The organism is Haloferax sulfurifontis ATCC BAA-897, from assembly GCF_000337835.1.
GTDB classification, from domain to species: Archaea; Halobacteriota; Halobacteria; order Halobacteriales; family Haloferacaceae; genus Haloferax; species Haloferax denitrificans.
In genome coordinates this window covers 111013-137545 of sequence record NZ_AOLM01000011.1, presented here as the reverse complement: position 1 = coordinate 137545, position 26533 = coordinate 111013, and the positions used below count along the sequence as shown (strand labels likewise).

Below are 26533 nucleotides of genomic sequence, written 5' to 3'. Positions count from 1 at the left end.
TTTAACCCCGTTGATTTAGTGGCTCTGTGAGAAAAATAGACACGAGGCGTGCCATAACTTCACGCGCGGTCAGTTGTGACATCAATTCGGTTGAGCGAGAAATCAATGTATTAGTTTCGCGCGCGTACGAAGCGTGGATAGAATCGACCCGTTGAAGTCGGTTTATAACGGGTCGCTTTATAAGGCCGGAGGTACGATTCACGTGCGAGCAATGAGTGGGCCGGCAGACTCCATCGAGATTCAGAACGTAGTCGCATCGACCGGGATCGGTCAGGAGCTCGACCTCGAAGCCCTCGCCGACGACCTCCCCGGTGCAGATTTCAACCCGGACAACTTCCCGGGCCTCGTCTATCGCACCCAGGACCCGAAAGCCGCTGCGCTCATCTTCCGTTCGGGGAAGATCGTGTGCACGGGTGCAAAGAGTATCGACGACGTGCACGACGCACTCGGCATTATCTTCGACAAGCTCCGCGAGCTTCAGATTCCCGTCGACGACGAGCCAGAGATAACCGTCCAGAACATCGTCTCAAGCGCTGACCTCGGACACAACCTGAACCTGAACGCGCTGGCTATCGGTCTCGGACTCGAAGACGTCGAGTACGAACCCGAGCAGTTCCCCGGTCTCGTCTACCGGATGGACGAGCCGAAGGTCGTCATCCTGCTTTTCGGTTCCGGAAAAATCGTCATCACCGGCGGAAAGCGGACGGACGACGCGGAAACCGCCGTCGAAGAGATCGTCGAGCGCATCGACGCGCTCGGCCTTCTCGGATAGGCACTTCCGAACCATCGATTTTTCGCCGCACCACGGGTACGAACACCCATAAATGTAAAATACCGGATAGTCTAACGGAAGGACATGAGCGCGCGGGAGGACGTGGCGTTTCTCGTCGGGTCGCAAAGCAGGGAGGCGATTCTCCGAGCCTTGGCGGTCGAGCCACACCGACCGACAGAGCTCGCGGAACGCTGTGACTGCGCCCGAGAGACGGCACAGCGGACACTCGCGGGGTTCTGTGACCGGGGATGGGTGAAGAAGGCCGATGGGCTGTATCACCTCACGCCGGGCGGAACGATGGTCCACGAGCAGTACGAGCGGTTCACTGAGGCGGTCGAATGCGCCGACCGAATGAGCGAGTTCCTGGCGGATGCCGCGGAAATCTGTGAGAACGCTCCACCCGGCGTCCTCGGTCAGATGAACATCACGACCGCCGCGGACAACGACCCGCACGCGCCGCTTAACAGATATCTCACTATCGTCGGAAACGAACCGGTCGACCGCTTCCGCGGTGTCGCGCCCATCGTGAGTCGCGTCTTCAACGAATCGGCCGAAGCGGTGCTGGGGGAGAACACCCGGATGGAACTCATCGTCGACCGCGGGGTCCTCGAACGGTCGATAGACGCCTATCCGGACTCCTTCGAGCGCGCGCGGGAACTCGACCAGTTCGAGCTTCGAATCGCCGAGGAGAGCCTCGATTTCGGACTGCTGGTGGTCGACGGCCACGGCATCGTCTCCGCCTACGACGAACACAACAACATGACGGCTCTCGTGGACGGCGACGCGCCGGAGGTCGTCTCGTGGGTCGAAAGCCTGTACGAATCGGTCCGGTCGACGTCGGTCCCGGTCGGCCGACTCGAACCGTGAGTCGTCGCCGACAGTGAAAAGCGTGACCGGTCCGGTCACGCGTGAATATTCCGGTCACGTGTTGTTGCAATAAACTATAAGAGGCCGCTCTACGGAGGTACGCCTGCGGTGGTACAGCGTTCCCGCTAGCCGATTCGGCCCTCACACGCCCCGGTCGAGATTCCGATTCTCCAATCAGGTGTCCGTGTTCTCGATGAGGACGTCCCTCACCACGTCCGGATCTTCGAGGAGTTGGTGCTTGGTGTAGCTTCCTTCCGCGCTCCCGCCGCTGTGTTTCGACTGTTCGATGATATCGAGAAAGGCGTGTTCTTTCAGGAGGTCTCGAACCCGCCGGAGCGACAGGCTGTCGGAGCCCTGCTGTCGGCAGATGTTCTCGTAGACCTCGTAGACGCGGCTCGTTCGGAAGCCGTCTTGCTTTTCGTTCGAAAGCGAGAGGATAGCGAGCGCCTGCAACACGTAGCGAGAGTGCGGTGTCGACCCGCGAATCAACTCGCGGAAGCGGTCGGTCTCCGCGCGCTGACGGGCCTGCGTGACGAAGTTCTCCTTGACGGTACTCGCTCCCATCGACTGTGCGATTTCCCCCGCGTACCGTAAGATGTCGATCGCTTTCCGCGCGTCCCCGTGTTCGCGGGCGGCGAGCGCCGCGGCCCGCGGAATCGTCGAGGGGTCCAACACGCCGTCGCGGAAGGCGTCGCTCCGGGCGTCCATGATGTCGCGGAGCTGGTTCGCATCGTACGGCGGGAAGACGAACTCGCGCTCGCAGAGACTGGATTTCACCCGCTCGTCCATCCGGTCTTTGTACTGTATCTTGTTGCTGATACCGATGACACCGAGCTTACAGCCGGCGATTTTCCCCGCTTCACCGGCCCGTGAGAGTTGCATGAGAATGTCGTCGTCGCTCAGTTTATCGATCTCGTCGAGGATGATGAGAACCACGTCGTACAGTGCGTCGAGGATGCGCCACAGCCGCTTGTAGTACGTCGACGTCGACAGTCCCTTGTCGGGGACTTTGATTCCGGTAACCGCGGTGTCGTTGACGCTGTCGGCGATAGTCTGGACGGCCTGCGTCTCGGTCGTGTCCTGCGCGCAGTCCACGTAGGCGAACGTCGCTTTCACCCCCTCTTCTTCGGCCGTCTCGACGAGGCGCTGGGAGACGTACTTCGCACAGAGCGACTTCCCTGTCCCCGTCTTCCCGTAGATGAGGACGTTGCTCGGGCTCTGTCCGAAGATGGCGGGGTTCACCGCGGTCGCGAGATCCGAGATCTCGTCGTCGCGACCGACGATGCGACCCTCACCCGGGAGGTGGTTAATCTCCAACAACTCCTTGTTGGCGAAGATGGGGTCCTCCCGGGTGAAGAGGTCGTCGCTGGCGTTAGGCATGTTCGCAACACACCACGTTTCCGGTGAAAGGACTTACCATTCGACCCAGCACACACACACCACGTTTCCGGTGAACGGCTCCGAACCCCGGTCGTCGGTCCACACGAAACAGAGGTTTCAGTTCACCGGAAACACGGTGTGGGGGTTCTTCTCTGACCACACGAAAACAGACTGCCCGGATTTGGACTCCGGACAAGAACGCGGAGAGAACGTCCCAAAGCGACGAAACGAACGATAACCACACATCTGACAGACCCGCAGTCATCACAGTAGAGTCGAGAGCGGCCGACGACACCGCCGGTTCCGAGAACCAACGAGCCGCTCGAAAACACCCGACTGAGACGGTCTGTTCTGATCGAACAGTACTCGAGCTTCGAGTACTTCTTACTTTTGCGAGTGTATCAATGGTCGGTAACACAAATAAACTATTTAATTGTTGTTATGCATGCTGTCCGAACCACCGACGAGAGCCGAGTTTCCGTTCGACGCCCTCCTGACGCCCCGGCATGCTAACTCACCGGAAACGTGGTGTCTCACACTGTTCCGTGGCCCGTGTCAGAATCCTCTGCAGAGTAGATACTACGGGCGTTTTCACCGGAAACGTGGTGTGTTCGTTATAAGTGAACCGATTCAATTGTAGCCGGGACGCACGGGAACGGTTCGAGTCGTCAGACTCGGTTTCGACCTCGCCTCCCACCGTCAGCCACTCACCGGTTCACCGGAAACGTGGTGTTCGCGTGACTCCCTCCTCGCGAGCCACGTGCGAACTGACGACTCCGTCGGTCGGTGCTACTCCCTTGTTCCCCCACGCCGTATTTCACCGGAAACGTGGTGTCTGTCAGCGTTGCAACGTTCTTCGACGAGTCGGCCCGCGGCGACGGCTCGCAGGACGACGTTCGCCGCTCGTCACCCTCCCACTGTGTCGGGTCGTTACCTCCCAGACGTCTCGCGCTAATTCACCGGAAACGTGGTGTCTCTGCCCGTCTCACGCGGACTTGCAATTCACCGGAAGCGAGGTGTGGGTCACCCGCGGCAACGACTCGGTAAGCAGTCTCCTCGTTCACCGGAAACGTGGTGTGCGTGCGACTCACGTGCATCCGACTGTTCACGCCCGAGCGGCCGCGCCTCATCGCCACGCTCTGATACACCCGCACCCGGGTCGACCTCGCGTCGGCCTCGCGTCACAACGTTCATTCGCGGCGGACTGTGTCGTTCCCGTGGCGTCAATGCAATTACCCAGGGGAACGAATCAGTGACGTATGCGTGCGCTCAGTCGCGTGTGGGTGCGCCTCGGCGAGGCCGTGTTCGACCGCGGCGACGACGAGGAATGGTCCCTCGAACGCTCCCGGACGACGGAGACGCGGTGGTCGCGTTCGGGAGAGCGAGTCGACTGCTTTCGGTTCGACGACGGCTACGTGACCACTGTCCACTACGAAGACCGGGAGGTCACGTGGCAGTTGACGCCCGGACAGGTTCCACTCGCGAGCGCGCTCGCGATGGCGAAACTCTACCTCGAACACGAACTGACGCCGCAGACCGACCCGGAGGGGCGACCGTTCGTGGGTCTCACCGAGCGAGGCCCGGTTCAGGTCTTCGAGGAGATTCCCCCGGAACCGGTCGAGTACGTCTACCTCGACGGCGTTCGGACCCTCGAAGAGTTCCCCGAGTTTCTCACCGTCGACGACGACTTCCGAGCCGTCTTCGACCGGATGGCTCCGGCGCGGTCGAGTACGTCTCGATAACGCCGAGTCGACGCAGAACCGCTTCGACGAGACCGAGTCGCGCCGCTCGGTCCCTCGTTCGCTCTCGTCGGATCCCAACTGCTCTCACCCGCGACGAGCGGGGTCTCTCGCCCGTCTCACGGACCCCCGGTGTCGCAAGCCGTTTCCCCCTCGCGGCCGTACCCGCGTTCGATGACTGCCGAGGACGAGGACCCGGGCCCTCCCGACGGAGACGGCGACGGAACCGGCACGTCCCGAGACGTACTCGACCGGTTGGCCGATGCGACCGACGTATCCGAAGCCCCCGACGTATCTGACGTGTCCGACGTGTCCAGCGCGTCCGACGCGTCCGGCGCGTCCCTCCCTGACGTGCCCCCGGCCGACGCGAACCAACCGAGCGACGCGGCGGACGGCGTCTCGCTCGCGTCGTTCTACGGGGCGCTCGAATCCGAGGGTCGCCCCGTCGCGACCGCCCAGCAGGTCGCCCGCCGTCTCGGGGTCTCGCAGGCGGACGCGATGGACGGACTCGACGACCTCGCCGACGCGGGGCGGGTCCAGCGGGTGAACGTCGAGACCGACCCGGTCGTCTGGTACCCGACCGAGTGGGGCGAACTCGCCTCGCGCGAGCGGGTCGTCCTCTTTCCGAAGCGCCGCGAAGTCGTCGTCGACAACCCGACCCAGTACACGCGGGCGCGGCTCTCGCAGTTCGCGCACCTCGTCGACACCACCGGCGACCGCGAGGGCCGAGGCCGAGGCTACCTCTACCGAATCCGGCAGGAAGACGTGTGGCAGGCCCCCTTCGACGACGTCGAGTCACTGCTCTCGATGCTCCGGTCGGTCCTTCCCGAGCGGTCGCCGCACCTCGAAGCGTGGGTCGAAGACCAGTGGAAGCGCGCCCACCAGTTCCGGCTCTACTCTCACGAGGAGGGGTACACCGTGCTCGAAGCCGCCACCGAGAGTCTGATGGGCAACGTCGCGCTCCAGAAACTCGACGACGACCACGTCTACGCGCCCATCTCGGACACGGAGGCGTGGGTCAGAGACGAGGAAATCGCGGCCATAAAGCGCATCCTCTACGACGCGGGCTACCCCGTCGAGGACGACCGCGACCTCGAAGAGGGCGAGGAACTCGACGTCACGCTCGGCGTCGACCTCCGCGACTACCAGCGAGACTGGGTCGACCGATTCGTCGACCAGCGCGCCGGCGTCCTCGTCGGGCCGCCCGGCGCGGGGAAGACAATCGCCGGCATCGGCGCGCTCGCCGCGGTCGGCGGCGAGACGCTGATTCTCGTGCCGAGCCGCGAACTCGCCCGCCAGTGGCGCGAGGAACTGCTCTCGGCGACCGACCTCGACGAGGACCAAATCGGCGAGTACCACGGCGGCGCGAAGGAGATTCGCCCCGTCACCATCGCCACCTACCAGACCGCCGGGATGGACCGCCACCGCTCGCTTTTCGACTCGCGCCGCTGGGGGCTCATCATCTACGACGAGGCTCACCACATCCCGAGTCGCGTCTTCCAGCGGAGCGCCGACCTCCAGTCAAAACACCGCCTCGGGCTGTCGGCGACGCCCATCCGCGAGGACGACAAAGAGGCCGAGATTTTCACGCTCATCGGCCCGCCCATCGGCACCGACTGGGGGAAGCTCTTCGACGCCGGCTACGTTCAGGAGCCGGAAGTCGAGATTCGCTACGTGGAGTGGGGCGACGACATGGCCAGAAACGAGTGGGCCTCCAGCGACGGCCGCGAGCGGCACATGCTCGCCGCGATGAACCCCGGAAAGATATTCGAGATCCGTCGGCTCCGCGCCCGCCACGCCGACTCGAAGACGCTCGTCTTCGTCGACTACCTCGACCAGGGCGAGGCGATTTCCGAGGCGCTCGACGTGCCGTTCGTCAGCGGCGAGACCCGCCACCACCGCCGCGAGGCGTACTTCGAGGCGTTCCGCGACGGCGACCTCGACACGCTCGTCATCTCCCGCATCGGCGACGAGGGCATCGACCTCCCGAACGCCGGACTCGCAATCGTCGCCTCCGGCCTCGGAGGCTCTCGCCGGCAGGGTTCTCAGCGCGCCGGCCGAACCATGCGCCCGACGGGGAGCGCGCTCGTCTACGTGCTCGCCACCCGCGGGACCAGCGAGGAGGACTTCGCCCAGCGTCAGATGCAACACCTCGCCGGGAAGGGTATCCGCGTTCGGGAGACGAGCTCTGACGACCTCGACACCGAGTCGAACGGTGGCGACACCGACGCCGAGGGCGGCGAGCCGGACGACTCCGAGTCAACATCTCCGGACGACTCCGAGTCGGCGACGACAGACGAGTAATCACCCCGTCGTCGGGCGCTTCGTCGCCCGGAATGAGAATTCTTAAGTCTACCCGTAGATTGAGATTCTCTTGACCGCTCTTAGCTCAGCCTGGCAGAGCAGCCGACTGTAGATCGGCTTGTCCCCCGTTCAAATCGGGGAGAGCGGACTGAACTTCAACACCCGCGAGCGTAGCGAGCGGTGTCGAATGTGAAGGACGTCTCGATCCGAGTTGAGAAACGAGCAACGCCGAGCGTTGCGAGTGAGTTCAAATCGGGGAGAACGGACCGTCTTCGCTCGCATTGACTGATTTACTCCGCTACTTCCGACCGCCCCACACCACCTTTTCGACCAGTTCGACGGTCATCGGTCCGTCGACGCGAAGCTGACAGGAGAGCCGTGGATAGCCGAACCGCGCCGCGAGGTCGTCGTGCCAGTGATCGGGCGTCGGCTCGCCCGAGCGAACCCGGACGCCGCACGTCGCACAGAGCCCGCGGCCGCCGCAGTTCACTCGCTTCGTGAGCCGCGCGTACGGCGAGAGTCCGGCGTCGAGAAGCGCGTCGCGGAGGACGGTCCCGCGTTCGACGTCGAGGTCGGTGACGCGGTCGCTGTCGGTGTTGACGTCGCGGACGCGAACCGTGACGGTCGAGTCGGCCGGGTCGCACTCGGTTCGAGGTCGGGACTCGCGGTCGCTCATCGGTCGGTCGTTCGGGCCGACTCGATATGGGCGTACCCCTCGGGCCGGTCCCTCGTCCAGTCACCTCACCCACCCCTCACTCGCGGTCTCTCGTCAGCTATGTAGAGTCCATACCCGAAGATATCAGTATTATAACGGCTTATGACGGGCGAATTCGTAGGTGAGCGTGATGGTGACCCTCGCGTCCGCGCCGGTGTTGGTGAACGTCCGCGTCGAGATGAACGACCACGAGACGATGACGGTGGAACTGCACGAGACGAACGAAACGCGCCACCTCGTCGCCTACGAGTCCGAGCGCATCCGCGACACGCTCGCGTCCCTCCCCGAGGGCGCTCGCGTCCCCGTCGAGATGGTGCGCGCCGGTTCGCGCTCGAACGTCTGGAAAGCCGTCGCGCTCCACGGCCGGCGGACGCTCCCCACCGACCAGTCGGCGCGGACGGCCAATTGAGCCGTCCTCGGTCCCCTCGCTGAACTCTCTCCCCGCGTTCGTCGGAGGCAAACCGTCGGTGCTATACCCCTCGCCCGTGTCGCGCACCGCAATGAGCTTCGTCGCCCAGGTGGAAGTCCGATTCCGCGACCACGACTCGTTCGGACACGTGAACAACGCCGTTTACGCGACCTACTGCGAACAGGCCCGTGTCCGCTTTTTCGAGGAGGTGATGGACACGCCGCTTTCGGACGCGAACTTCGTCGTCGCGCACCTCGAACTCGACTACCGCGCGCCCATCGAGGGCGTCGGCACCGTCGAGGTTGAAGTCGAGGCCGGCGAGCCGGGCGGAACGAGCTTCCCACTCACCTACACGCTCTCTTACGAGGGCGAAGTCGTCGCCACCGGCGAGACGGTCCAAGTCGCCTTGGACGACGAGGGTCGCCCGACGCGCGTCCCCGACCAGTGGCGTGAGGCAATCGCCGACCAACCGTAGCGCCCGGCCTCGTCCGCTCGCGTCCGACCGCGTTCTGTCCCCCCGAATCGACCCCCCGAATCGACCCCCCGAATCGACCCCCCGAATCGACCGCGACCGACGGGACCCGCAATTCGCCCGACCGAGCCGAGACAGGACAGTTATATACTCTCGTGATAATCCCCGAATATGCCTCGGGGAACACTAGAACACGCACAGTCGGTGGACGCCGACGACGAGACCCCGCTGTCCCGAGCAGGCGAGCGCGTCCTCCACATCGGGCGCGACCGGCCGATTCGCATCAGCGCCGGTCATCGCCTCCTCCATCACGACGGCAAGTGTAGCCGCCCGCACGGGCACAACTACGAGATTTCGGTCCGCGTCGTCGGCGACCTGACCGACGAGGGCTGGGTCGTCGACAAGGGCGTCGTCACCGACGTCATCGACGAGTGGGACCACCGCTTTCTCGTCGAGTCGGGCGACCCGCTCGTCGAGGCGTTCGAGCGCTCCGGCGACGCCGACGGGACGGTCGTCCTCGACGCGCCGCCGACGGCCGAGGTGATGGCCGTCGTCCTCGAGGAGAAACTGCTCGCGGCGCTTCCCGACACCGTCTCCGAGGTCTCGGTCTCGGTCAGCGAAACGTCGGAACTCTGCGCCGGCTTCTGATGCCCGTCTCCGACACCGTCGCCCGCGACGACACCGACGCCGAGGGCGATCGCCTCCCGATAAACGAGCTGTTCGCGTCGCTCCAGGGCGAGGGCAAACTCGCGGGGGTCCCGAGCACGTTCGTCCGCACCAGCGGCTGTAACCTCCGCTGTTGGTTCTGCGACTCCTTTCACACCTCGTGGGAGCCGACGCACGCGTGGATGAGCCTCGACGAAATCGTCGCCGAGGTCGAGTCGCTGTCCCCCGAACACGTGGTCGTCACCGGCGGCGAACCGCTCGTCCACGACGAGACCGACGCGCTCCTGTCGGCGCTCGCCGACGACTACCACCTGACCGTCGAGACGAACGGGACGCTCGACACCGACGCGCCGGTCGACCTCGCGAGCGTCAGCCCCAAACTCGCGTCGTCGACGCCGACGCCCGAGAACGCCCCGGCCGACGTTGACCCCGGCGTCTGGACCGAGCGCCACGAAAACGCCCGCGTCGACCTCGACGCGCTCGCCTCGCTGGTCGAACACGCGGCGGAGTTCCAACTGAAGTTCGTCGTCACCGGCCGCGACGACCTCGACGAAATCGAGTCGCTCGTCGCCGACGTGCGCGGCGTCGCCGACCGCGAGGTACGCGACAGCGACGTGTTGCTCATGCCCGAGGGACAGACCCGCGAGCAACTCGCCCGGACCCGGACCGAGGTGGCCGACCTCGCCGCGTCGTTCGGCTACCGCTACACGCCGCGACTCCACGTCGACCTCTGGAACGACGCGCCCGAGACCTGAGTACCGCCGAACGCCAGCCGAACGCCCGCCAAACGAACCTCGAACACACTCCGAACCATTCCACGACAACGATGACTACCGATATCGATACCGAATCCACGCCCGACGAGAAGCGCGCCGTCGTCCTCCTCTCCGGCGGCATGGACAGCGCGACGACCGCCTACGAGGCCAAGCAACGCGGCTACGAACTCTACGCGCTCCATACCTCCTACGGCCAGAAGACCGAGTCGAAGGAGTACGACTGCGCCCGCGCGCTCGCCGACGAACTCGACGCTCGGGACTTCCTCCACATCGAGACGAGCCACCTGAAGCAAATCGGCGCGTCGTCGCTCACCGACGACTCGATGGCCGTCGCCGACGCCGACATGGACGCCGACGACATCCCGACCTCCTACGTCCCCTTCCGCAACGCCAACCTCCTGTCGATGGCCGTCTCGTACGCTGAGGCGAACGACTGCGACGCCGTCTTCGTCGGCGCGCACTCCGAGGACTACTCGGGCTACCCCGACTGCCGCCCCGAGTTCTTCGACGCCTTCGAGGCGATGGTCGACGTCGGCACGAAACCCGACACGACCATCTCGCTGGAAGTCCCGTTCGTCCACGACTCGAAGACCGACATCGCCCGCCGCGGCCTCGAACTCGGCGTCCCCTTCGAGCACACGTGGTCCTGCTACCGCGCCGAGGAACCGGCCTGCGGCACCTGCGACTCCTGTGCGTTCCGCCTGCAGGCGTTCCAGAACCTCGGCGAGCGCGACCCGATTCCGTACGCCGAGCGCCCGGAGTACGCGGACGCGGACGTGGACGCGCCGTAGCGTCCCCCTGCCCGTCGCCGACGCGGATTGCGGATTGCGGATTGTCCCCGCCTGTCTCCTCGCGCCCCTTTTTCACCGGCCTGCGCGAACCCCGCGTCATGAGCGACGAGAAACGCCGAACCGCCGCCCAGTTCGGAAGCGCCGCCGAGTCGTACTTCGACAGCGAGGTCCACCGCCTCGGCGAGGACCGCGAGACGCTCGCGTCGTGGTGTCGCGGCGCGACCCGCGCGCTCGACGTGGCGACGGGAGCCGGCCACACCGCGGGCGCGATAGCCGACGTCGGCGTCTCCTCGGTCGTCGCGGCCGACGCCGCCCCCGAGATGGTCGCCACCGCGGTCCGTGAGTACCCCGTCGCGGGCGTCGTCGCCGACGCGGAGCGCCTCCCGTTCGCCGACCACTCCTTCGACGCGGCCGCCTGCCGAATCGCCGCGCACCACTTCCCCGACCCCGAGTCGTTCGTCGCCGAGGTCGCGCGCGTCCTCGAACCCGGCGGCGTCTTCGCCTTCGAGGACAATGTCGCGCCCGAGGACGCGTCCCTCGCGGAGTTCCTCAACGGCGTCGAGGTGCTCCGCGACCCGACCCACGTCGAACTCCACCCGATTTCCCGGTGGCGCGAGTGGTTCGAGGCCGCGGGGCTGTCGGTCGAGGCGGTCGAGACCGCCGCGATACGCCTCCAGTTCGACCCGTGGACCGAGCGGACGAACGTCTCGCCCGCCGACCGGGCCGAACTCGAACGTCGCTTCCGCGAGGCGTCCGACGAGGCGAAAGCGCTGTTCGACGTGGAGTTCGACGGCGACTCCGTCGTTTCGTTCGCCAACCCGAAGGCGCTGATTCGAGCGCGGAAGGAGTAGGCCCGCCGCGTCGGTCCCGCGGCCGACAGGCTGACGCCGACCGACGTGGACCCACAAACGGTAAGCGGGCCCCCCGCGACGTGGGGGTGTGTCAACGCCCGACTCCGAGGCCCCAATCTCGCCGCTCGCGGGCCTCGGCATCGCCGTCCTCGCGGTCAGCACGAGCGCCATCCTCGTCCGCTGGAGCGCCGCGCCGAGCCTGATAAAGGCATTCTACCGGGTTCTGTTCACCGTGGCTCTGCTCGCGCCCGTCGCGCTCGTCCGCCACCGCGACGCGCTGGCGACCATCTCGGGGCGGGACCTTCTGGCGGCCGGGGGCGCGGGCGTCGCGCTCGCGGCCCACTTCGCGTCGTGGTTCGAGAGTCTCAACCACACGACGGTCGCCGCGAGCGTCACGCTCGTGCAGTCCCAACCGCTTTTCGTCGCCGTCGGCGCGTGGGCCGTCCTCGACGAGCGCGTGAGCCGCCGCACCGCCGTCGGCATCGGCGTCGCGCTCGCGGGCATGGCGCTCATGTCCGTCTCCGACTTCCTCACCGCCGGCGGCGCGCCGCGCCCGCTCCTCGGAAACGGGCTCGCCGTCGTCGGAGCCGTGACGGCGGCCGCCTACGTCCTCACGGGCCGGAGCGTCCGAAGCAGGGTCGCGCTCGTCCCCTACGTGGTCGTCGTCTACGCGGTCTGTGCCGCCGCGCTCCTCGTCGTCGCGGTCGGCCGGGGCGACCCGCTGACGGGCTATCCGCCCCGCGAGTGGCTCCTGTTTCTCGGAATGGCCGTCGGGCCGGGCGTCTTCGGTCACACCGTCATCAACTGGGCGCTCGCGCACCTCGAATCGAGCGTCGTCTCCGTCTCGCTCCTCGGCGAGCCCGTCGGCAGTACGATACTCGCGCTCTTTCTCCTCGGTGAGATTCCCACGTTCCCGACGGTCCTCGGGGGGGCCGTCGTCCTCGGTGGAATCTACGTCAGCGCGTCTTAAGCGGGGCTCCTGAATCAGATAGCCCCGGTTCGGAACCCCGGATTTGAAACCCCGAAGTTAGTTATCGGCCCTGATAACCGCGTCACAACGCTCATTACGGTGAGCGGTCGCTACATCGTATGGACGACGGGTCGGGGGCCGACGTACGCGTCCTCCACGTCGACGACGAACCCAGTCTGACGGACCTCGTATCGATTTACCTCGAACGCGAGGCCGGCGACGTCGACCTCTCGGTATCGACGTCGAACTCGGGGGCCGACGCCCTCGAACGACTCCGACAGGAACGGGTCGACTGCGTCGTGTCGGACTACGACATGCCCGACGTCGACGGGTTGGAGTTCCTCCGCGCGGTCCGCTCCGAACACCCCGACCTCCCCTTCATCCTCTTTACCGGCAAAGGCTCCGAGGAGGTCGCCCGCGACGCCTTCCGCGTCGGCGCGACCGACTACATGCAGAAAGACACCGGCACCGACCAGTACACGGTCCTCGCCAACCGCGTCGTCAACGCCGTCTCGCAGTACCGCGCGAAGGCGGCCTCCGAGCGCTACGGGACCGCCATCGAAGTGCTCGACAGCGGCGTCTACTCGCTCGATTCGGCGGGGCGTTTTACCTCCGCCGACGGCGTCTTCTGCGAACTCACCGGCTACGACCGCGAGGCCATTATCGGTCGGGAGTTCGCCGACCTCGCCGCCGAGTCCGACGACGAGATTCGCGCCGCCTTCGAGCGGGTCATCGCCCCGGACGCCCCCGACACGGAGCGCTTCGAGACGGTGCTGTCGCCCGGCCCGGCGTACCCGCACGACGGCGACGACCTCCTCTGTGAGGGCCACCTCGCGCTCCGCCCCACCGAGGACGACGACCCCGCGGTCATCGGAACGCTACAGGACGTGACCGAGCGCCGCCGCCGGCGGAACCGACTGCGCTACGAGACGCGCCTGAAAGACGCCGTCTTGGACACCTCCACGTCACTGATGAGCGCCGAGACCGACGAAATCGGCACGAAAATCGAGTGGACGCTCCAGTCGGTTGGCGAGGTGGCCGACCTCGACCGCTGTTCGGTCTACCTCTACGACGACGAGACGAACGTCGCCGCCCGGATGCACGACTGGCGCGGCGACGACCGTTGCGAGCACCCCGAGCGCGTCGCCCTCGAAGACGCCCGCTGGTTGCTCGAACGGCTCCACCGCTTCGAGAACGTCCGCCTCCATCGCGTCTCGGACCTCCCGCCCGATGCGTCGGACACCAAGGGCGTGCTCACCGACGTCGAGACCGGCGGCTTCGTCGCCGTGCCGATGGTGTCGAAGTGGGCGCTCGTCGGCTTCGTCGTCTTCGACGTGGTCGAGACGAGTCGCTCGTGGACCGACACCGAAGTCGACCTCCTGCGCTCTGTCGGGAACAACGTCACGCACACGTTGGCCCGTCAGCGGCGCGAGCGCGAACTCCAGCGGCAGAACGACCGCCTCGAAGAGTTCGCGTCGGTCGTCTCCCACGACCTCCGGAACCCGCTCAACGTCGCCAAGGGCTTTGTCGAACTCGCCCGCGAGGAAGAGGACGTGACCTACCTCGGCCGCGCGCTCGACGGCGTCACCCGGATGGACACGCTCCTCAACGACGTGCTCACACTCGCCAGACAGGGCCGAACGGTCGGCGAGACGCACTCTATCGCCATCGAGGACGTCGCCGAGCGGGCGTGGAAGGCGGTCGACACCGGCGACGACGCGGTGTTCATCATCGAGGACGGCCTCGGGTCCACGCAGGCCGACCAAGGGCGGCTCCAACAGGCGTTCGAGAACCTGTTTCGGAATGCGGTGGAACACGGCGCCCCCTGTCGCGACCCCGGGGACGCCTCGGCAGACGGCGCGTCGGAGAGAGCGGCGGGCGCGTCCGACGCGGCCACCGCCGACGGCTCTCCTGCGGATTCGTCGGGCACAGAGCCCGCGACTCACGAGTCGGCGGCGACGAGCGCGTCCGACGAACTCATCGTCCGCGTCGGCCCCACCGAGACCGGCTTCTACGTCGCCGACGACGGCCCCGGCATCCCGGCCGACGAGCGCGACGCCGTCTTCGAACACGGGCACACGACCTCCGCGTCCGGCACGGGCTTCGGGCTCTCTATCGTCGAGAGCATCGTCGAGGCCCACGGCTGGGACATCGAGGTGACCCCCCCGGAACCCGACCTCGGCGGCGCGCGCTTCGAGTTCGACATCGGCGGCGTCCGCTCCGAGGTCGAACCGCGGTTCTCGCTCAGCGACGACTGAGCCGTCGCCGCTCCCGCCGCCGCTCCCGCTGACCCGTCGCTACCTTTCTTCTAGTAGGCGCTTCGTCTCGGCGTGTCGCCCGCGGAACATCCCCTCGAAGCCGACGCCGCCGAAGACGCCCGCGAGGTCGCCGAGCGGGCCGAACGGGAGTTCGTACTCCACGCGGTCTTCGAGTACCGTCTCGTCGCCGTCGGCGACAAAGCGGTGAGTGTGGACCCACCGCGGGAAGGGGCCGCCGACCATGTCGTCGCGGAACCACGCCGTTTCCTCACCCGCCTCGCGGTCGAGGATGCGAGAGGTCCACCGCTGGCGCGGGCCGACGCCGAACGGCCGCATCGACATCTCGATTTCCGTCCCGGCGACGAGCTCGTCGGGGTCCGCCTCGCCGTCCGGACCGCGGACCGACTCGATTTCGAGGTTCATCCACGCCGGAGTGAGCGCCTCCAGCCCGGACACCTCGGAGTGGAACTCCCAGACGCGTTCGAGCGGGGCGGCGACGCGGGTTCGACGCTGGTAGACCGGCATACCCGACGGTTAGGCCGGAGACGGAAAGGCGGTGTTGGCGGAATGGGTCGAAAACAGAAGCGAATCGCCGACCCCGCCGACGGGCGGCGCTCGGCGGCTGGCGGCCGGCCGTGCCGCCTCAGAGCGTGAAGCGCGAGACGGTCGTGCCGGCTTTCGTCAGGTCCTCGTGGGTCGCCGCGGCGACGGTCACCTGGTTTTCGCCGTACTCGATGGCGACTTCGACTTCGAACGATTCGCCGTCGGGTTCGACGAGTCGGGTCTCGCCGGGCGTCTTGACCGCGACGACGGCGGCGTCGGTCTGCCCCGAGACGACGAGCTTGTCGCCCTTGAAGCGCGTGCTCACGCGGAGCGACGGTCCGTCCGGGCGGTCGGACTCGACGTACCGCTCGCGGAGGAACGCGGGCGTCTCGACGGGTTCGCCCGCGTCGACGCCGTGGGCGAGGCGGACGTACTGGGCCATCGACCACGCCAGCGGCGTCGCACTGCCGGTGCCCTCGCCGAACTCCCAGTTGTAGTCGGTCGCGTGCTCGCGGTCCCAGACCTGCTCTGCGAGCATGCGGCCGGAGTTGGCGAAGGCGGCCATCGTCCGAAGTAGGTTGTCCGGCGCGAGGTCGCCCTCCTCGGTTCCCGCGAGGAGTTCGTACTCGCCGCGCTCGCCGGTGAAGATGGGCCACAGCCGGCCTTTCCCCTTCGCGTCGACGGACCACGGCGCGCCCTCCTCGTCGCGCTCGCGCTCGCCGTAGCCGTCGCCGTTGTACCGGTAGAACGCCGGGCCGTGCGGCGTGTCGACGCGGATGGTCTCGTCGACCTCCTTCACCGAGTTGCGGATTATCTCGTCGTCGGCGGGCTTGATGCCGAGGCGGGTCAGTTCGAGGAAGCCCGCGTCGATGATTTCGCGCTCGTCGAGCGTCGGCCCGTTGTTCGCGAGCGTCCGCAGGTGTCCGGCGTCGGGTTCGCCGTCGCGGGTGACGCGGACGTAGTACGGCGTGTGCGTGTTGCGGTCGGTGCCGGTCCGCGTCGCGGTCCAGTCGTCGACGCGCTCGGTCCAGTCGTCGGCCAGCGCCAGCCAGACGAGCGCGTCCTCGGAGTGGTCCTCGTCGAGCGCGATGGCCGCCGCACAGCCGAGGCCGGCGATTTCGGCCGCGATGGACGACGGCGAGTAGCCGGCCTCCTCCTCCCAGCGCTCCTGTGCGGTCGGCGGCCCGTTCCGCGCGACGTAGTCCGCGGAGTGCTTGACGTTCTCGTAGCCGTAGCCCACGTCGTCGAAGGTGACGCCGCGCTCGTGGAGCATGTACGCCATCACCTGCGGGAACGAGATGTTGTCCATCTGCTCGCCGCCCCAGCGGGTCCGCCCGTTGAGGTAGGTGTTCTGCGGGATGAAGCCGCGGTCGTCCTGCTGGTAGGTGTAGATGTACTCCAGCGCGTCGATGGCCGTCTCGACGTCGCCGACGGCCTCGAAGACGGTGAACACCTGATAGAGGTCGCGCGACCAGACGAAGTTGTAGCCGTACCCCTTCGGCTCCTCGGCGGCGACGGCCTCGCCCCACGGGACCGACGGCGAGGCGAGCCCCGCGCCGAGGTAGGTCTTGTCCTCGACCGCCCGCAGGCTCATGAGCGCGGTCTTGTACTGCGCGGCGAGGTCGTCGTCGGCGGCGACGGAGCCGGGGAGTTCCTTGTCGGCGAGGAAGTCGGCCCACGAGTCGACGTAGGCCGACCGGGCCGTCTCGTAGCCGCGGGTGAGCGCGCCGGCCGCCTCGCCGAGCGCGGCGGCGGTGTCGGCGTGTTCGGCGAAGCCGAGCGCCAGCGTCTCGCCGAGCTCGTCGCCCGTGCCGATGCGCCCGACGAGCACGACGTTCTCGTCGTCGACGCGCTCTTGGGCGCTCGGGAGCGCGCCCTTCGAGAAGAAGTCCGCGAGGTACCGCGAGCCGGCGACGCCGACGGTCGCCCACTCGAAGCGGCCGGCGGCGGTGAGCGCGATGGCGACGCTGTACTCCCTGCCGTCCTGGTCGATGAGGAGCGGTTCGTGGCCGTCGCCGGCGTCGAACGCGCCCGCGTCGCGGGCGACGAGGTGGTAGCTCCCGAGCTGGCCGAGGCGGATGCCGCGGTCTTTCGTCCCCGTGTTCGCCAGCGCCGTGTCGGCGATGGTGTACAGCTCGTAGTCGTCGCCGTCGATGGACACGAACTGCACGTCCGCGAGCATCGCGTCGTGTTCGGGGTCGAGGACGTACTCGACGGTGAGCTCCCACTCGTGGCCGCGGCCGTCGCCCGTCTCGGTGACGACGTGCCGGAAGACGAGCGCGTCGTCGTCGACGATTTCGGCCCGGCGCTCGACCGTGTCGGCGTGGTCGTCGCGGCGGGTCTCGTTGTGGGTCCGCGCGGTGTACTCGTCGTCCGGGTCGGCGTCGACGACGAGGAAGTCGAGCGTCCGGAGGTTCATCAGGTCGACCCGCGGGAAGCGGACCTCGGTCAGCGCGCCCTCGGTCAGGGTGAACCAGACGCGCGAGGGGTCGTCGGCGTAGTGGTCCGCGACGGTGCCGATGCCGTACTTCTCGCCGGTCGTCCACCGCGGCCGGTTCTCCGGGCCGGTCGGCGCGGGCTTCGGCGCGGGGAGCGCGTCGATGTCGGCGAGGATGGCGGTCGTCTCCATGCGGATGGCGTGGGGCCACCCCAGCGGCGTCGCGCTGTCGAAGCCCCCGTCGTCGAACACCTGCTCTGCGAGGTAGCCCGCGTCGGTCGTGAAGGGGCCGTCGGGCTGGAGCAGTTCGTAGAGGTTCGTCGCGCGCTCGACGAAGCGGCGGCCGTCCTTCCCGAGGCGGTCACAGAGGACGCCGAACTTCGCGGCGGCGTTCGCGCCCCACGCGGTCGAGACGGACCAGACCTTCTCGCCGTCCTGCCCGTCGGCGCGCCAGTAGTCCTCTTCGAACCGGACCAATCCGGCTACGTCGCCGCGGGGGTTCCGATAGAGCCCCTTCAGCGTCGCGGCCATGTGCTTGACGAGCCGGTCGGCGGTCTTCGAGTCGACCTCTCCGACGTCGGCGTAGGCGTCGACGGCGTCGACGAGGGCGAACGTGGACGAGTCGAGGCGGTCGTCGAGGCCGCCGTTCCCGTCGATTCGGAGGGCGTACACCTCGCGCTCCTCGGACCAGAGCTCGTCGAGCCCCTCGCACACCGCGGTCGCCTGCTCGGCGGCGTGCTCCCGGAGGTCGTCGTTCACGGGCGCGGTGGCGACCGTGGCGTACGCTTGGAGGAACGTCGCGGTCGTGTGCGTGAACCGGCCGCTCATGTTCTCCCACGCGTTCTGACAGGGCTTCGGGAGCCCGTCGGATTCGAGACTGCTATCGAGTCCGGAGACGCCCGCCGCGACGGTCGAGCGGATGCGCCCGACGAGTTCGTCGTCGAGTTCGTCGCGGCGCTCGGCGAGGAGCGACGCGAGCGCGGCGACGACGCTCGCCGTCTGGTCGGCCTGATACTCCTCGTCGCCGGTGCCCTCGACGCGGCCGTGCGCCCAGCCCGGAGCGACGGTCCCGTCGACCGCCCAGACGCGGTGGGGCCACGTGCCGTCTTCGAGTTGCGTCTCGCAGTAGAACGCCGCGCTCGTCGCGAGGCGGTCGCCGAGACCGAGGCCGAAGGCGTCGTCGGCGTGCGCGAGCGCCTGCGTGACCTCGGCGTCGTCGCGGAACCACGTGTAGCCGTAGCCGCCGGAGTGGGCGTAGAACGGGTCGAACTCGGGGCCGGCGATGCGCGCGCCGCTGGGGGCGGTCAGAAGCGACAGCGCCCGGAGGTCGGCGCGGACGATTCGCTCGCGCGGCGTCCCGTCGGGGACGGACACCTCGGCCTGCTCGCGGGCGGCCCCACGGAGCGCGTCCGCGGTCGCGTGCTGGACCGAACAGTGTCGGAGGTCGGCGAGGGCGTCGGTCCGCGCCATCTCGTTGTGGTCGGAAAGCTGGGTGACGAGCGTCGTTCGCGCGGCGCGGCCCTCCTGTTCGAGCGGGGCGCTGACGACCACGTCGCCCGAGAGGTGGGTGTCCTCGTAGCGGTCGAGGACGGCCTCCCGCGGGAAGTCGAAGCTGTCGTCGGAGAGAATCTCGTCGAACCGCTCGGGAATCTGCCCCCGAACGTCGGTGAGGCCGGTCGACGCGGTGACGTAGTCGTGTTCGTTTCGGTGGAACACCTCGACCGCTTGGGTGTCGTTCGGGCCGCCGGCCTCGTGGATGAGCCGGCCGACCCGCGTCTCTCGGCCCTCGGGGGCGAAGGTGAGAAACGCCGTCAGGTGGGCGTCGGTGGGAATCGCACCGCGGAGTTCGACGTGCGTCACGTGGGCGCGGCCGAGCGTCAGGTCGTACTGGTGGACGGTGTACTCCCCGGCGTCGTACTCGGTCTCGACGAGGCTCGTCTCCCGGTAGTAGTGCTGTCGCACGGACTCCAGTTCGTCGAACCAGTGCGTCTCGCCGTCCGTCTCGATGCCGAACCGAGAGCGGTCGATGCCGTAGAGGCCCGAAAGAGAAGCGGAGTAGTCCCGGAGGGAGCCGTCGAGGCCGACGTAGACGAGTCGGTCCCCGTGACCCGAAAACGCGCCGTCCGAGGTCTGGCACTCCTCTGGGAAGCGTCCGCCCCGGTCGCGCTTGTATTCGTTTAACGCGGTCCGAAGTCGCATAGAGGTAGACGAGGGTCCCGAACCATAAGTATTGGCCGCCCGTTTGCCATCATTTATGCCTGCAAACCGACGAATTCGGGAGACGCCGGCGCGACTCGGTAGAACCCGTCTCTCACCGGAACGCCGGTCACTTCAGGGGTAAACTCAAAGTCACCCGGCACGTTGATTGTGAGTATGCAACACCCAGGACCGCCGCAGTTCATGGCTGTCGGCGAGTCAGTACAACTCGCACCTCGCGACCCGGACCCCGACGCAGACTACTCGTGGCGGGTTCGGAGCGCGCCGGTCGCAAGCAGTCTCGAACTCGACGAAGACACCGCAGTCGTGCAGTTCACGCCCGACGCGGCCGGGCGGTACGTGGTCGAACTCGACGCGCCAGACGTGACGTACACGCTCACCGTCCGCGTCTTCCCCGGTTCCTACCTGCCCGCCGGCTCGGTCAGGAGCGGCGCGAGCGGGATGAGCGGGATGAGCGGCTACAGCGGACAGAGCGGCTCCGCGCGCCCGACGGGGTCCAGCGGCGGCGCGTCCGGCTCCGGAAGCGGCGCCGGCGACGCCCAGCGGGGACGGGGCGGTCGGCCGCGCATCAGGCTCGACGCGACCGTCGAGGACGGCGTCGTCGTCGTCCGCGCCGACCCGCACCCAAACCCCGACAGCGACACCGACCGCGACGACCTCGTGGTCGAGTTCGTCGTCGACGACCGCGACGAGGTGGACGACGCGGCCGTCGAGACCGACGGCTGGGAGCTCCGCGTCCCGCTTTCGGCGATTGGCGACCGGCTCCGCGTCCACGCCGTCGCCCTCGACGAGACGTACAGCGTCCCCGACACCGTGACCGTCGAACGCGAGGCCATCGCCGACGGCGGGGTCGCCGAGGCGGAGACGGAGGCGGTACGGGCCGACGTGACGGGCCACACTGACGGCTCCGGCGCGCAGGAGGCGTCCGTCTCCGTCTCCCGGCCGAACGACCCGCCGCAGTGGGCCCAAGAGGTGACGCTCTACGAGATTTACGTCCGCGGCTACGCCTCGGACGTCGAGGACGCCGACAACACCTTCGAGGCGCTCGAAACGCGGCTCGACTACCTCGAATCGCTCGGCGTCGACTGCCTGTGGCTCACGCCCGTTCTGGAGAACGACCACGCGCCCCACGGCTACAACATCGTGGATTTCTACGACGTCGCCGAGGACCTCGGCACCCGCGAGGACTACGAGCGGTTCGTCGAGGCCGCCCACGACCGCGGCATGAAGGTGCTTTTCGACCTCGTGCTCAACCACTCCGCGCGCGCCCACCCCTTCTTCGAGGACGCCTACAAGAACCCCGACTCCGAGTACTACGACTGGTACGAGTGGCAGGAGAACGGCGAGCCGGGCACCTACTTCGACTGGGAGTACATCGCCAACTTCGACCACCGGAACCTCGAAGTCCGGCGCTACCTGCTCGACGCGGTGGACATGTGGGCCGAGGTGGTCGACGGCTTTCGCTGTGACATGGCGTGGGCCGTCCCCGACACGTTCTGGCAGGAGATTCGGGACCGCGTGAAGGCGAAAGACCCCGAGTTCCTGCTTCTGGACGAGACCATCCCCTACATCGCCGACTTCCACGAGGGCATGTTCGACATGCACTTCGACACGACGCTGTACTTCACCCTTCGGCAGGTCGGCCGCGGCGACGAACCCGCAGAGCGCGTCCTCGACGCCATCGAACAGCGGACGCAGGTCGGCTTCCCGGACCACGCGTCGTTCATGCTCTACCTCGAAAACCACGACGAGACGCGCTACATCGTCGAGTGCGGCGAGGACGAGGCGCTGGCCGCCGCGGGCGCGCTGTTTACGCTCCCCGGCGTGCCGATGGTCTACGGCGGGCAGGAAATCGGCCAGCGCGGCCGCCGCGACGCCCTCGCGTGGGACCACGCCCGCGACGACGTCCGCGAGCACTACGAGCGACTCATCGAGGTCCGCGACGAGACGCCCGCGCTCCGGCACGACGGGACGTTCCGCCGCATCGACTACGAGGCCGACTCCGACCGCGCGGTCGCGTTCGTCCGCGACCACGACGACGGCTCGTACCTCTGTGCGCTCAACTTCGCGCCCGGCGCGACCACGGTCGACGTCGGCGACCTCGACGTCGACGCGACCGACGTGGTCTCCGGTGACTCGGTCGCCGCCGAGGGCGGCGTCCGCGTCGACGACGTGGTCGTCTGCCCGCTCGCGTAACGTCCGCATACGTCCCGTTTCAACTTCGCGTAGTCCCCGATTTCGCCTCCACCTCCGATTTCGATTCCGTCCGACCCGACCGACCCGATACACCATGAGCACGAACTCCCCCACGCCGACCCTGCACGCCGACCGAACCGACGACCTCGCCTCGTGGCACGAGTCGGTCGTCGAGAGCCGCGACGACGACTTCTCGGCCGCCAAGACGCTGACGACGAAACTCGGCGCGCACCGCCGCGACGAGGTCGTCGAGTTCGGCTTCTGGACGCCGGACCTCGTCGAGGACGGCGTGCCGGAGGCCGCCGTCGAACTGGAACTGCTGACGCCGCCGGCCGACCTCGACCCCGGCGAGACCGACCACCGGCGCGTGACGTTCGACCGCCACCGCGTCCCGACGCGTCGGGTCGGCGAGTACCACTGGGCGGCCGTCGAGGGCGTCCGCGCCGGCACGCGCGACACCCTCGGCGCGCTCTATCGTCTCGTCTACGAGGGCGACGACGGCGAGGAGCGAACGGTTCAGGACCCCGTCGCGTACTCGGTTCCGTTCGGGGCGTTCGCGCCCGCGGAGGTGTACGACCTCGACAGGCTGGACGAGACCCGCGCCGACCGCGCCTACTTCGAGGCGCTCGGCACCGACGACGAGCGGGTGGCCACGACCGACGACGGCGGCCTCCCGCGTATCGACCCCGCGACGAGCATGCTCGAAATCCACCCCGGAACCGCCACGGAACGCGGGTCGCTCGCCGGCCTCGCCGAGGTGTACGAGGGAATCGCCGCGAAACAGCGCGCCGGCGACGACCTCGCCCCGTGGGAGCGCGCCTTCGCCGGCTACGACGGGATTCAGTTGATGCCCGTCGAGCCGTTGACCGAGAACGAGGCGGAACACGACTTCTGGACGGTCGCCGACGGCTCGGCCGGCGAGGTGACGGTCGACGTCGCCCGCCCGGAGATGATAAACTGGGGCTACGACATCGTCGTCAGCGCCTTCTCCGCGCCGAATCCGGCCGTCCTCGAAACCGGCCGCCCGGACGAACTCGTCGACTTCATCGCCGCCTGCCACGACCTCCCGCGACCGATAAAGGTCGTCTTCGACATCGCGCTCGGCCACGCCGACAACCGCGGCGCGGAACTCCTCTCGGACCGGTACGTCCTCGGCCCGGGGATGTACGGCAAGCACCTCGACTACACCGAACCGACCGCGCGCGCCGTCTTCTTGGAGATGCAAGAGCGCAAGATGGACTTCGGTGCCGACGGCATCCGGGTCGACGGCGCGCAGGACTTCACCTCCCACGACCCCGAGACGGGCGAGATGTACCACGACGACGACTTCCTCGCGGAGATGGACCGCGTGACGCAGGAGGTCGCCGGCACGGAGTACCGGCCGTGGATGGTTTACGAGGACGGGCGGCCGTGGCCGCGCGAGGACTGGGAACTCGCCTCCTCGTACCGGGCGCTCATCGAACAACACCCCCACTCGTTCCAGTGGTCGCCCATCACCTTCGCCCACAACACCCCCGCGCTTCTCACCTTCTGGGCGACGAAGTGGTGGCGCGTCCGCGAGGTCGGCGAGTTCGGCGGCAACTGGCTGACGGGCGTCGCCAACCACGACACCGTCCGCCGGGGGACGCAGATAGACCCGACGGTCGAGTTCAACCAGTCGCCGGTCAACCCCTACCTCGGCGACGACTACCCCGAGACGCTGAGCGAGGCGTACGACAACGCCGCGTCGTCGATGCTGTTCCACTGCTTCCTGCCGGGCGTCCCGATGGACTTCGTCCACGCCAACATGCGCGCGCCGTGGGGGTTCGTCCGCGACACCGACCCGACGTGGAACGTCAAGGTCGTCTCCGACGAGTCGAAGTTCTGCTACTGGCAGGTGCGCGACGAGGACTTCGAGGACGACCGCTTCTTCCGGCGCGTGAAGGACCTCGGCTTCGACTCCCGCGAGGGACTGTTGACCTTCATGAACGCCCTCTCGTCGGCGGTCGGCGCGACCGACTACGACCTCGACGTGATGGCGGCCATGCTCTCGGCGATGGACCAACCGCTCGGCGACGACCTCTCGGCCGCGGACCTCGAAGCCTACGGCTACGCGTGGATGCGCGACGTGCACGACTTCGCGAACCTCGGCCACTGGCGCGACGAACAGGACGACGAGCGGACCGCCTTCCGCCTCGAAACCCGCGAGTTCCGTCACGACCGCCCGTGGCTCCTCGCCGACCTCGATGCCGACGACGACTACTTCACTTACCGCCACCCGACCGACGGGACGGTCCTCTACTACGGCTTCCGAACCGCGCCGGACAGGGGCGACGCGACCGACTCGACCGGTGGCGAACAACTGCTCTTCGCCGCCAACATGGAGGGCGTCCCCGTCGAGGTGTCGCCCGCGACCCTCGCCGACGACGCGGCCGGGGACGCGAACGCGCCGGCCGTCCCGACCGACGGCTGGGAGCCGGCGCTCGTCGCTCCCGGCGTCGAGGAACCAGACGGTTCGACCGCCGCTTCCAATCCGCTCGCGGTCGAACTCGCCAACGGGGCGGCCGTCGTCTGGCGGCGCGACCCGTAGCCGACGGGAGAGAACTCACCACCAGATTCATACTCTCCGAGTGTTTTTGGACGTATGTCCATAGTGCAACTCGGTATATTATCGGATAATATGGGTAATATACTCCTTATCTAGTTCAATTCTCTAAACACTCGGTAAGTGTTTATGGAGAATTGTGGACAGTACTTTTCTATGATGTCTCTGTGCTATCCGCTACATGATGTTCAAACCAACGCAGAAGAACGGTAGAATTGTACACGATTGTGCTCCTATTTCGGAGGTTGTTGTATGGGTCTCGTAAAGATGACCAAGTGGCGAACGCTCCTTCTCGCCACTATCGGGTTCAACTTCTCCTTTCTCATCTGGTTCTCGTTCGCGCCCTTCACGGGGCCGATGGCGGAGGAGTTCGGGCTTTCGCTCGCCGAAATCGGCATCTTGGCGAGCGCGGCAATCTGGCTCGCGCCCTTCGGCCGCATCCTCACCGGCTGGCTCTCGGATAAGTTCGGCGCGCCGGTGGTGTTCGCCATCGTCCTCGGCTACGTCGGGGTGTTCTCGATGGCGAGCGCCTTCGCCGAGAGCTACACCGTGTTCTTCGTCGAGCGCCTCATCGTCGCCACGGCGGGCATCACGTTCGTCATCGGCATCCAGCACGTCTCGGAGTGGTTCGAAGAGGAGAACCTCGGCATGGCCGAGGGCATCTACGCCGGCATCGGGAACGCCGGGGCCGCCGGCGGCGCGCTCATCCTGCCCCGCGTGTTCGGGGCGGACTGGAGCGGGCCCCTGTTCCAGAGCAACTGGCGGGCGGCGTTCTTCTACACCGGCGTCGTCTCGATTCTGCTCGCGGTCGCCTACTACCTCCTCGGCGAGGCCGCGGCGAACGACGAGCGCCGGCAGGCGACCGCCGACAACGCGACGCTCAAGCAGTGGGTCCACACCGCGACCCGCTACGGGACCGTCGCGCTCGCGCTCGCCTACGTCATGAGCTTCGGTCTCGAACTCTCGATGAACGGCTGGCTCGCCACCTACTACCGCGAGGCGTTCAACACGAACAACCTCGTGCTCGCGAGCACGTTCGCGGCCACGTTCTCCATCGCGGCCGGCCTGCTCCGGCCCATCGGCGGCTACGTCAGCGACGTGCTGGCGCGCAAGGAGATGGACATCCTGCCCGTCTTCGAGGGCCGCTACCGCGAGCAGTGGACGTTCGTGTCGCTCTCGTTCATCGTCGTCGCCATGCTCGTCATGACGCTCGCCGGCCTCTCGGGGACCGTCCTCATCGCGGTGGCCGCCGGCTTCATGGTCGGCATGGCCTGCGCCTTCGCTGAGGGCGCTATCTTCGCGCAGGTCCCCGCGATGTTCCCCAACAGCTCGGGGGTCGTCGCGGGCGTCGTCGGCGGCGTCGGCACCATCGGCGGCATCACCTACCCGCTCGTCTACTCGTCTGTGCTCCTGCCGAACCTGCACGTCGGCTACGCGCTCGTCGCGGCGACGATGGTTCCCATCGTCCTCCTGAACGCGTGGGTCTACCGCCCGCACATCGCGAAGCGCGCGACCGTCGACGGCTTCCTCGGCTCGTCGGGCTCGACCGGCCCGGCCGACGACTGAGCCGCCGACCGCGACGTTTC

19 protein-coding genes and 1 tRNA gene are annotated in these 26533 nt (G+C 67.4%); 16 read left to right on the top strand and 4 right to left on the bottom strand.

Going from position 1 to position 26533, the window contains the following annotated elements; translation table 11 throughout:
- Window positions 1–211: 211 nt before the first annotated feature.
- Window positions 212–772, top strand: coding sequence for a TATA-box-binding protein (locus C441_RS07045; RefSeq protein ID WP_004970502.1), 561 nt, complete (start codon window positions 212–214; stop codon window positions 770–772).
- Between the two features lie 84 nt (window positions 773–856).
- On the top strand, window positions 857–1639 hold the full coding sequence (locus C441_RS07040) for a helix-turn-helix transcriptional regulator (RefSeq protein WP_229722572.1): 783 nt from the start codon (window positions 857–859) through the stop codon (window positions 1637–1639).
- Window positions 1640–1813: 174 nt separating this feature from the next.
- On the opposite strand, the gene C441_RS07035 is transcribed toward C441_RS07040, so the two are convergent.
- Window positions 1814–3019, bottom strand: a complete 1206-nt coding sequence (locus C441_RS07035; protein ID WP_004970504.1) for a Cdc6/Cdc18 family protein — start codon at window positions 3017–3019, stop codon at window positions 1814–1816.
- Window positions 3020–4278: 1259 nt separating this feature from the next.
- On the opposite strand from C441_RS07035, the gene C441_RS07030 reads away from it, so the two are divergent.
- The 3 genes from C441_RS07030 to C441_RS07020 all read left to right on the top strand — a co-directional run bounded on the left by C441_RS07030 (window position 4279) and on the right by C441_RS07020 (window position 7210).
- Complete coding sequence (locus tag C441_RS07030; RefSeq protein ID WP_007274489.1) at window positions 4279–4761, top strand: hypothetical protein; 483 nt, start codon at window positions 4279–4281, stop codon at window positions 4759–4761.
- Between the two features lie 171 nt (window positions 4762–4932).
- Window positions 4933–7062 carry a DEAD/DEAH box helicase gene (locus C441_RS07025; protein WP_007274488.1) on the top strand — a complete coding sequence of 710 codons (2130 nt, stop codon included), beginning with the start codon at window positions 4933–4935 and terminating at the stop codon, window positions 7060–7062.
- Between the two features lie 74 nt (window positions 7063–7136).
- Window positions 7137–7210, top strand: a tRNA-Tyr gene (locus C441_RS07020).
- A 150-nt stretch (window positions 7211–7360) separates the two neighbouring features.
- Here the strand turns inward: C441_RS07020 and C441_RS07015 are convergent.
- Window positions 7361–7738: a 2Fe-2S iron-sulfur cluster-binding protein gene (locus tag C441_RS07015; protein WP_007274487.1), complete on the bottom strand. Its 378-nt coding sequence runs from the start codon at window positions 7736–7738 to the stop codon at window positions 7361–7363.
- 169 nt (window positions 7739–7907) lie between these two features.
- On the opposite strand from C441_RS07015, the gene C441_RS07010 reads away from it, so the two are divergent.
- From C441_RS07010 to C441_RS06975, 8 genes are all read left to right on the top strand, one after another.
- Window positions 7908–8186 carry a hypothetical protein gene (locus C441_RS07010; RefSeq protein ID WP_007274486.1) on the top strand — a complete coding sequence of 93 codons (279 nt, stop codon included), beginning with the start codon at window positions 7908–7910 and terminating at the stop codon, window positions 8184–8186.
- A gap of 91 nt (window positions 8187–8277) precedes the next feature.
- Complete coding sequence (locus C441_RS07005) at window positions 8278–8661, top strand: acyl-CoA thioesterase (protein WP_007274485.1); 384 nt, start codon at window positions 8278–8280, stop codon at window positions 8659–8661.
- 168 nt (window positions 8662–8829) lie between these two features.
- On the top strand, window positions 8830–9306 hold the full coding sequence (locus tag C441_RS07000) for a 6-pyruvoyl trahydropterin synthase family protein (protein WP_049920490.1): 477 nt from the start codon (window positions 8830–8832) through the stop codon (window positions 9304–9306).
- Window positions 9306–10079 carry a 7-carboxy-7-deazaguanine synthase QueE gene (locus C441_RS06995; RefSeq protein WP_007274483.1) on the top strand — a complete coding sequence of 258 codons (774 nt, stop codon included), beginning with the start codon at window positions 9306–9308 and terminating at the stop codon, window positions 10077–10079. The genes C441_RS07000 and C441_RS06995 overlap by 1 nt, the downstream gene beginning before the upstream one ends.
- Window positions 10080–10150: 71 nt before the next feature.
- Window positions 10151–10891, top strand: coding sequence for a 7-cyano-7-deazaguanine synthase QueC (gene queC / locus C441_RS06990; RefSeq protein WP_007274482.1), 741 nt, complete (start codon window positions 10151–10153; stop codon window positions 10889–10891).
- 98 nt (window positions 10892–10989) lie between these two features.
- Window positions 10990–11742 carry a class I SAM-dependent methyltransferase gene (locus tag C441_RS06985; protein ID WP_007274481.1) on the top strand — a complete coding sequence of 251 codons (753 nt, stop codon included), beginning with the start codon at window positions 10990–10992 and terminating at the stop codon, window positions 11740–11742.
- A gap of 88 nt (window positions 11743–11830) precedes the next feature.
- Window positions 11831–12712 (top strand): DMT family transporter, encoded by an 882-nt coding sequence (locus C441_RS06980; protein WP_007274480.1) that lies wholly within the window; start codon window positions 11831–11833, stop codon window positions 12710–12712.
- A gap of 119 nt (window positions 12713–12831) precedes the next feature.
- The gene (locus C441_RS06975) at window positions 12832–14970 is read left to right on the top strand and encodes a hybrid sensor histidine kinase/response regulator (protein ID WP_007274479.1); all 2139 of its coding nucleotides are present in this window, start codon (window positions 12832–12834) and stop codon (window positions 14968–14970) included.
- A 39-nt stretch (window positions 14971–15009) separates the two neighbouring features.
- On the opposite strand, the gene C441_RS06970 is transcribed toward C441_RS06975, so the two are convergent.
- A complete protein-coding gene (locus C441_RS06970; protein ID WP_007274478.1) occupies window positions 15010–15495 on the bottom strand; it encodes an SRPBCC family protein in 486 nt (161 codons plus the stop codon).
- 118 nt (window positions 15496–15613) lie between these two features.
- Window positions 15614–20149 (bottom strand): glycoside hydrolase family 15 protein, encoded by a 4536-nt coding sequence (locus C441_RS06965; RefSeq protein WP_007274477.1) that lies wholly within the window; start codon window positions 20147–20149, stop codon window positions 15614–15616.
- Window positions 20150–20323: 174 nt separating this feature from the next.
- Between C441_RS06965 and malA the strand changes: the two genes are divergently transcribed.
- The 3 genes from malA (at window position 20324) to C441_RS06950 (ending at window position 26513) form a co-directional block, all read left to right on the top strand.
- Window positions 20324–22363, top strand: a complete 2040-nt coding sequence (malA, locus tag C441_RS06960; RefSeq protein ID WP_275040264.1) for an alpha-amylase MalA — start codon at window positions 20324–20326, stop codon at window positions 22361–22363.
- A 94-nt stretch (window positions 22364–22457) separates the two neighbouring features.
- On the top strand, window positions 22458–24932 hold the full coding sequence (gene gghA, locus C441_RS06955; protein WP_007274475.1) for a glucosylglycerol hydrolase: 2475 nt from the start codon (window positions 22458–22460) through the stop codon (window positions 24930–24932).
- A 282-nt stretch (window positions 24933–25214) separates the two neighbouring features.
- Window positions 25215–26513: an MFS transporter gene (locus tag C441_RS06950; RefSeq protein ID WP_007274474.1), complete on the top strand. Its 1299-nt coding sequence runs from the start codon at window positions 25215–25217 to the stop codon at window positions 26511–26513.
- Window positions 26514–26533: the final 20 nt, after the last annotated feature.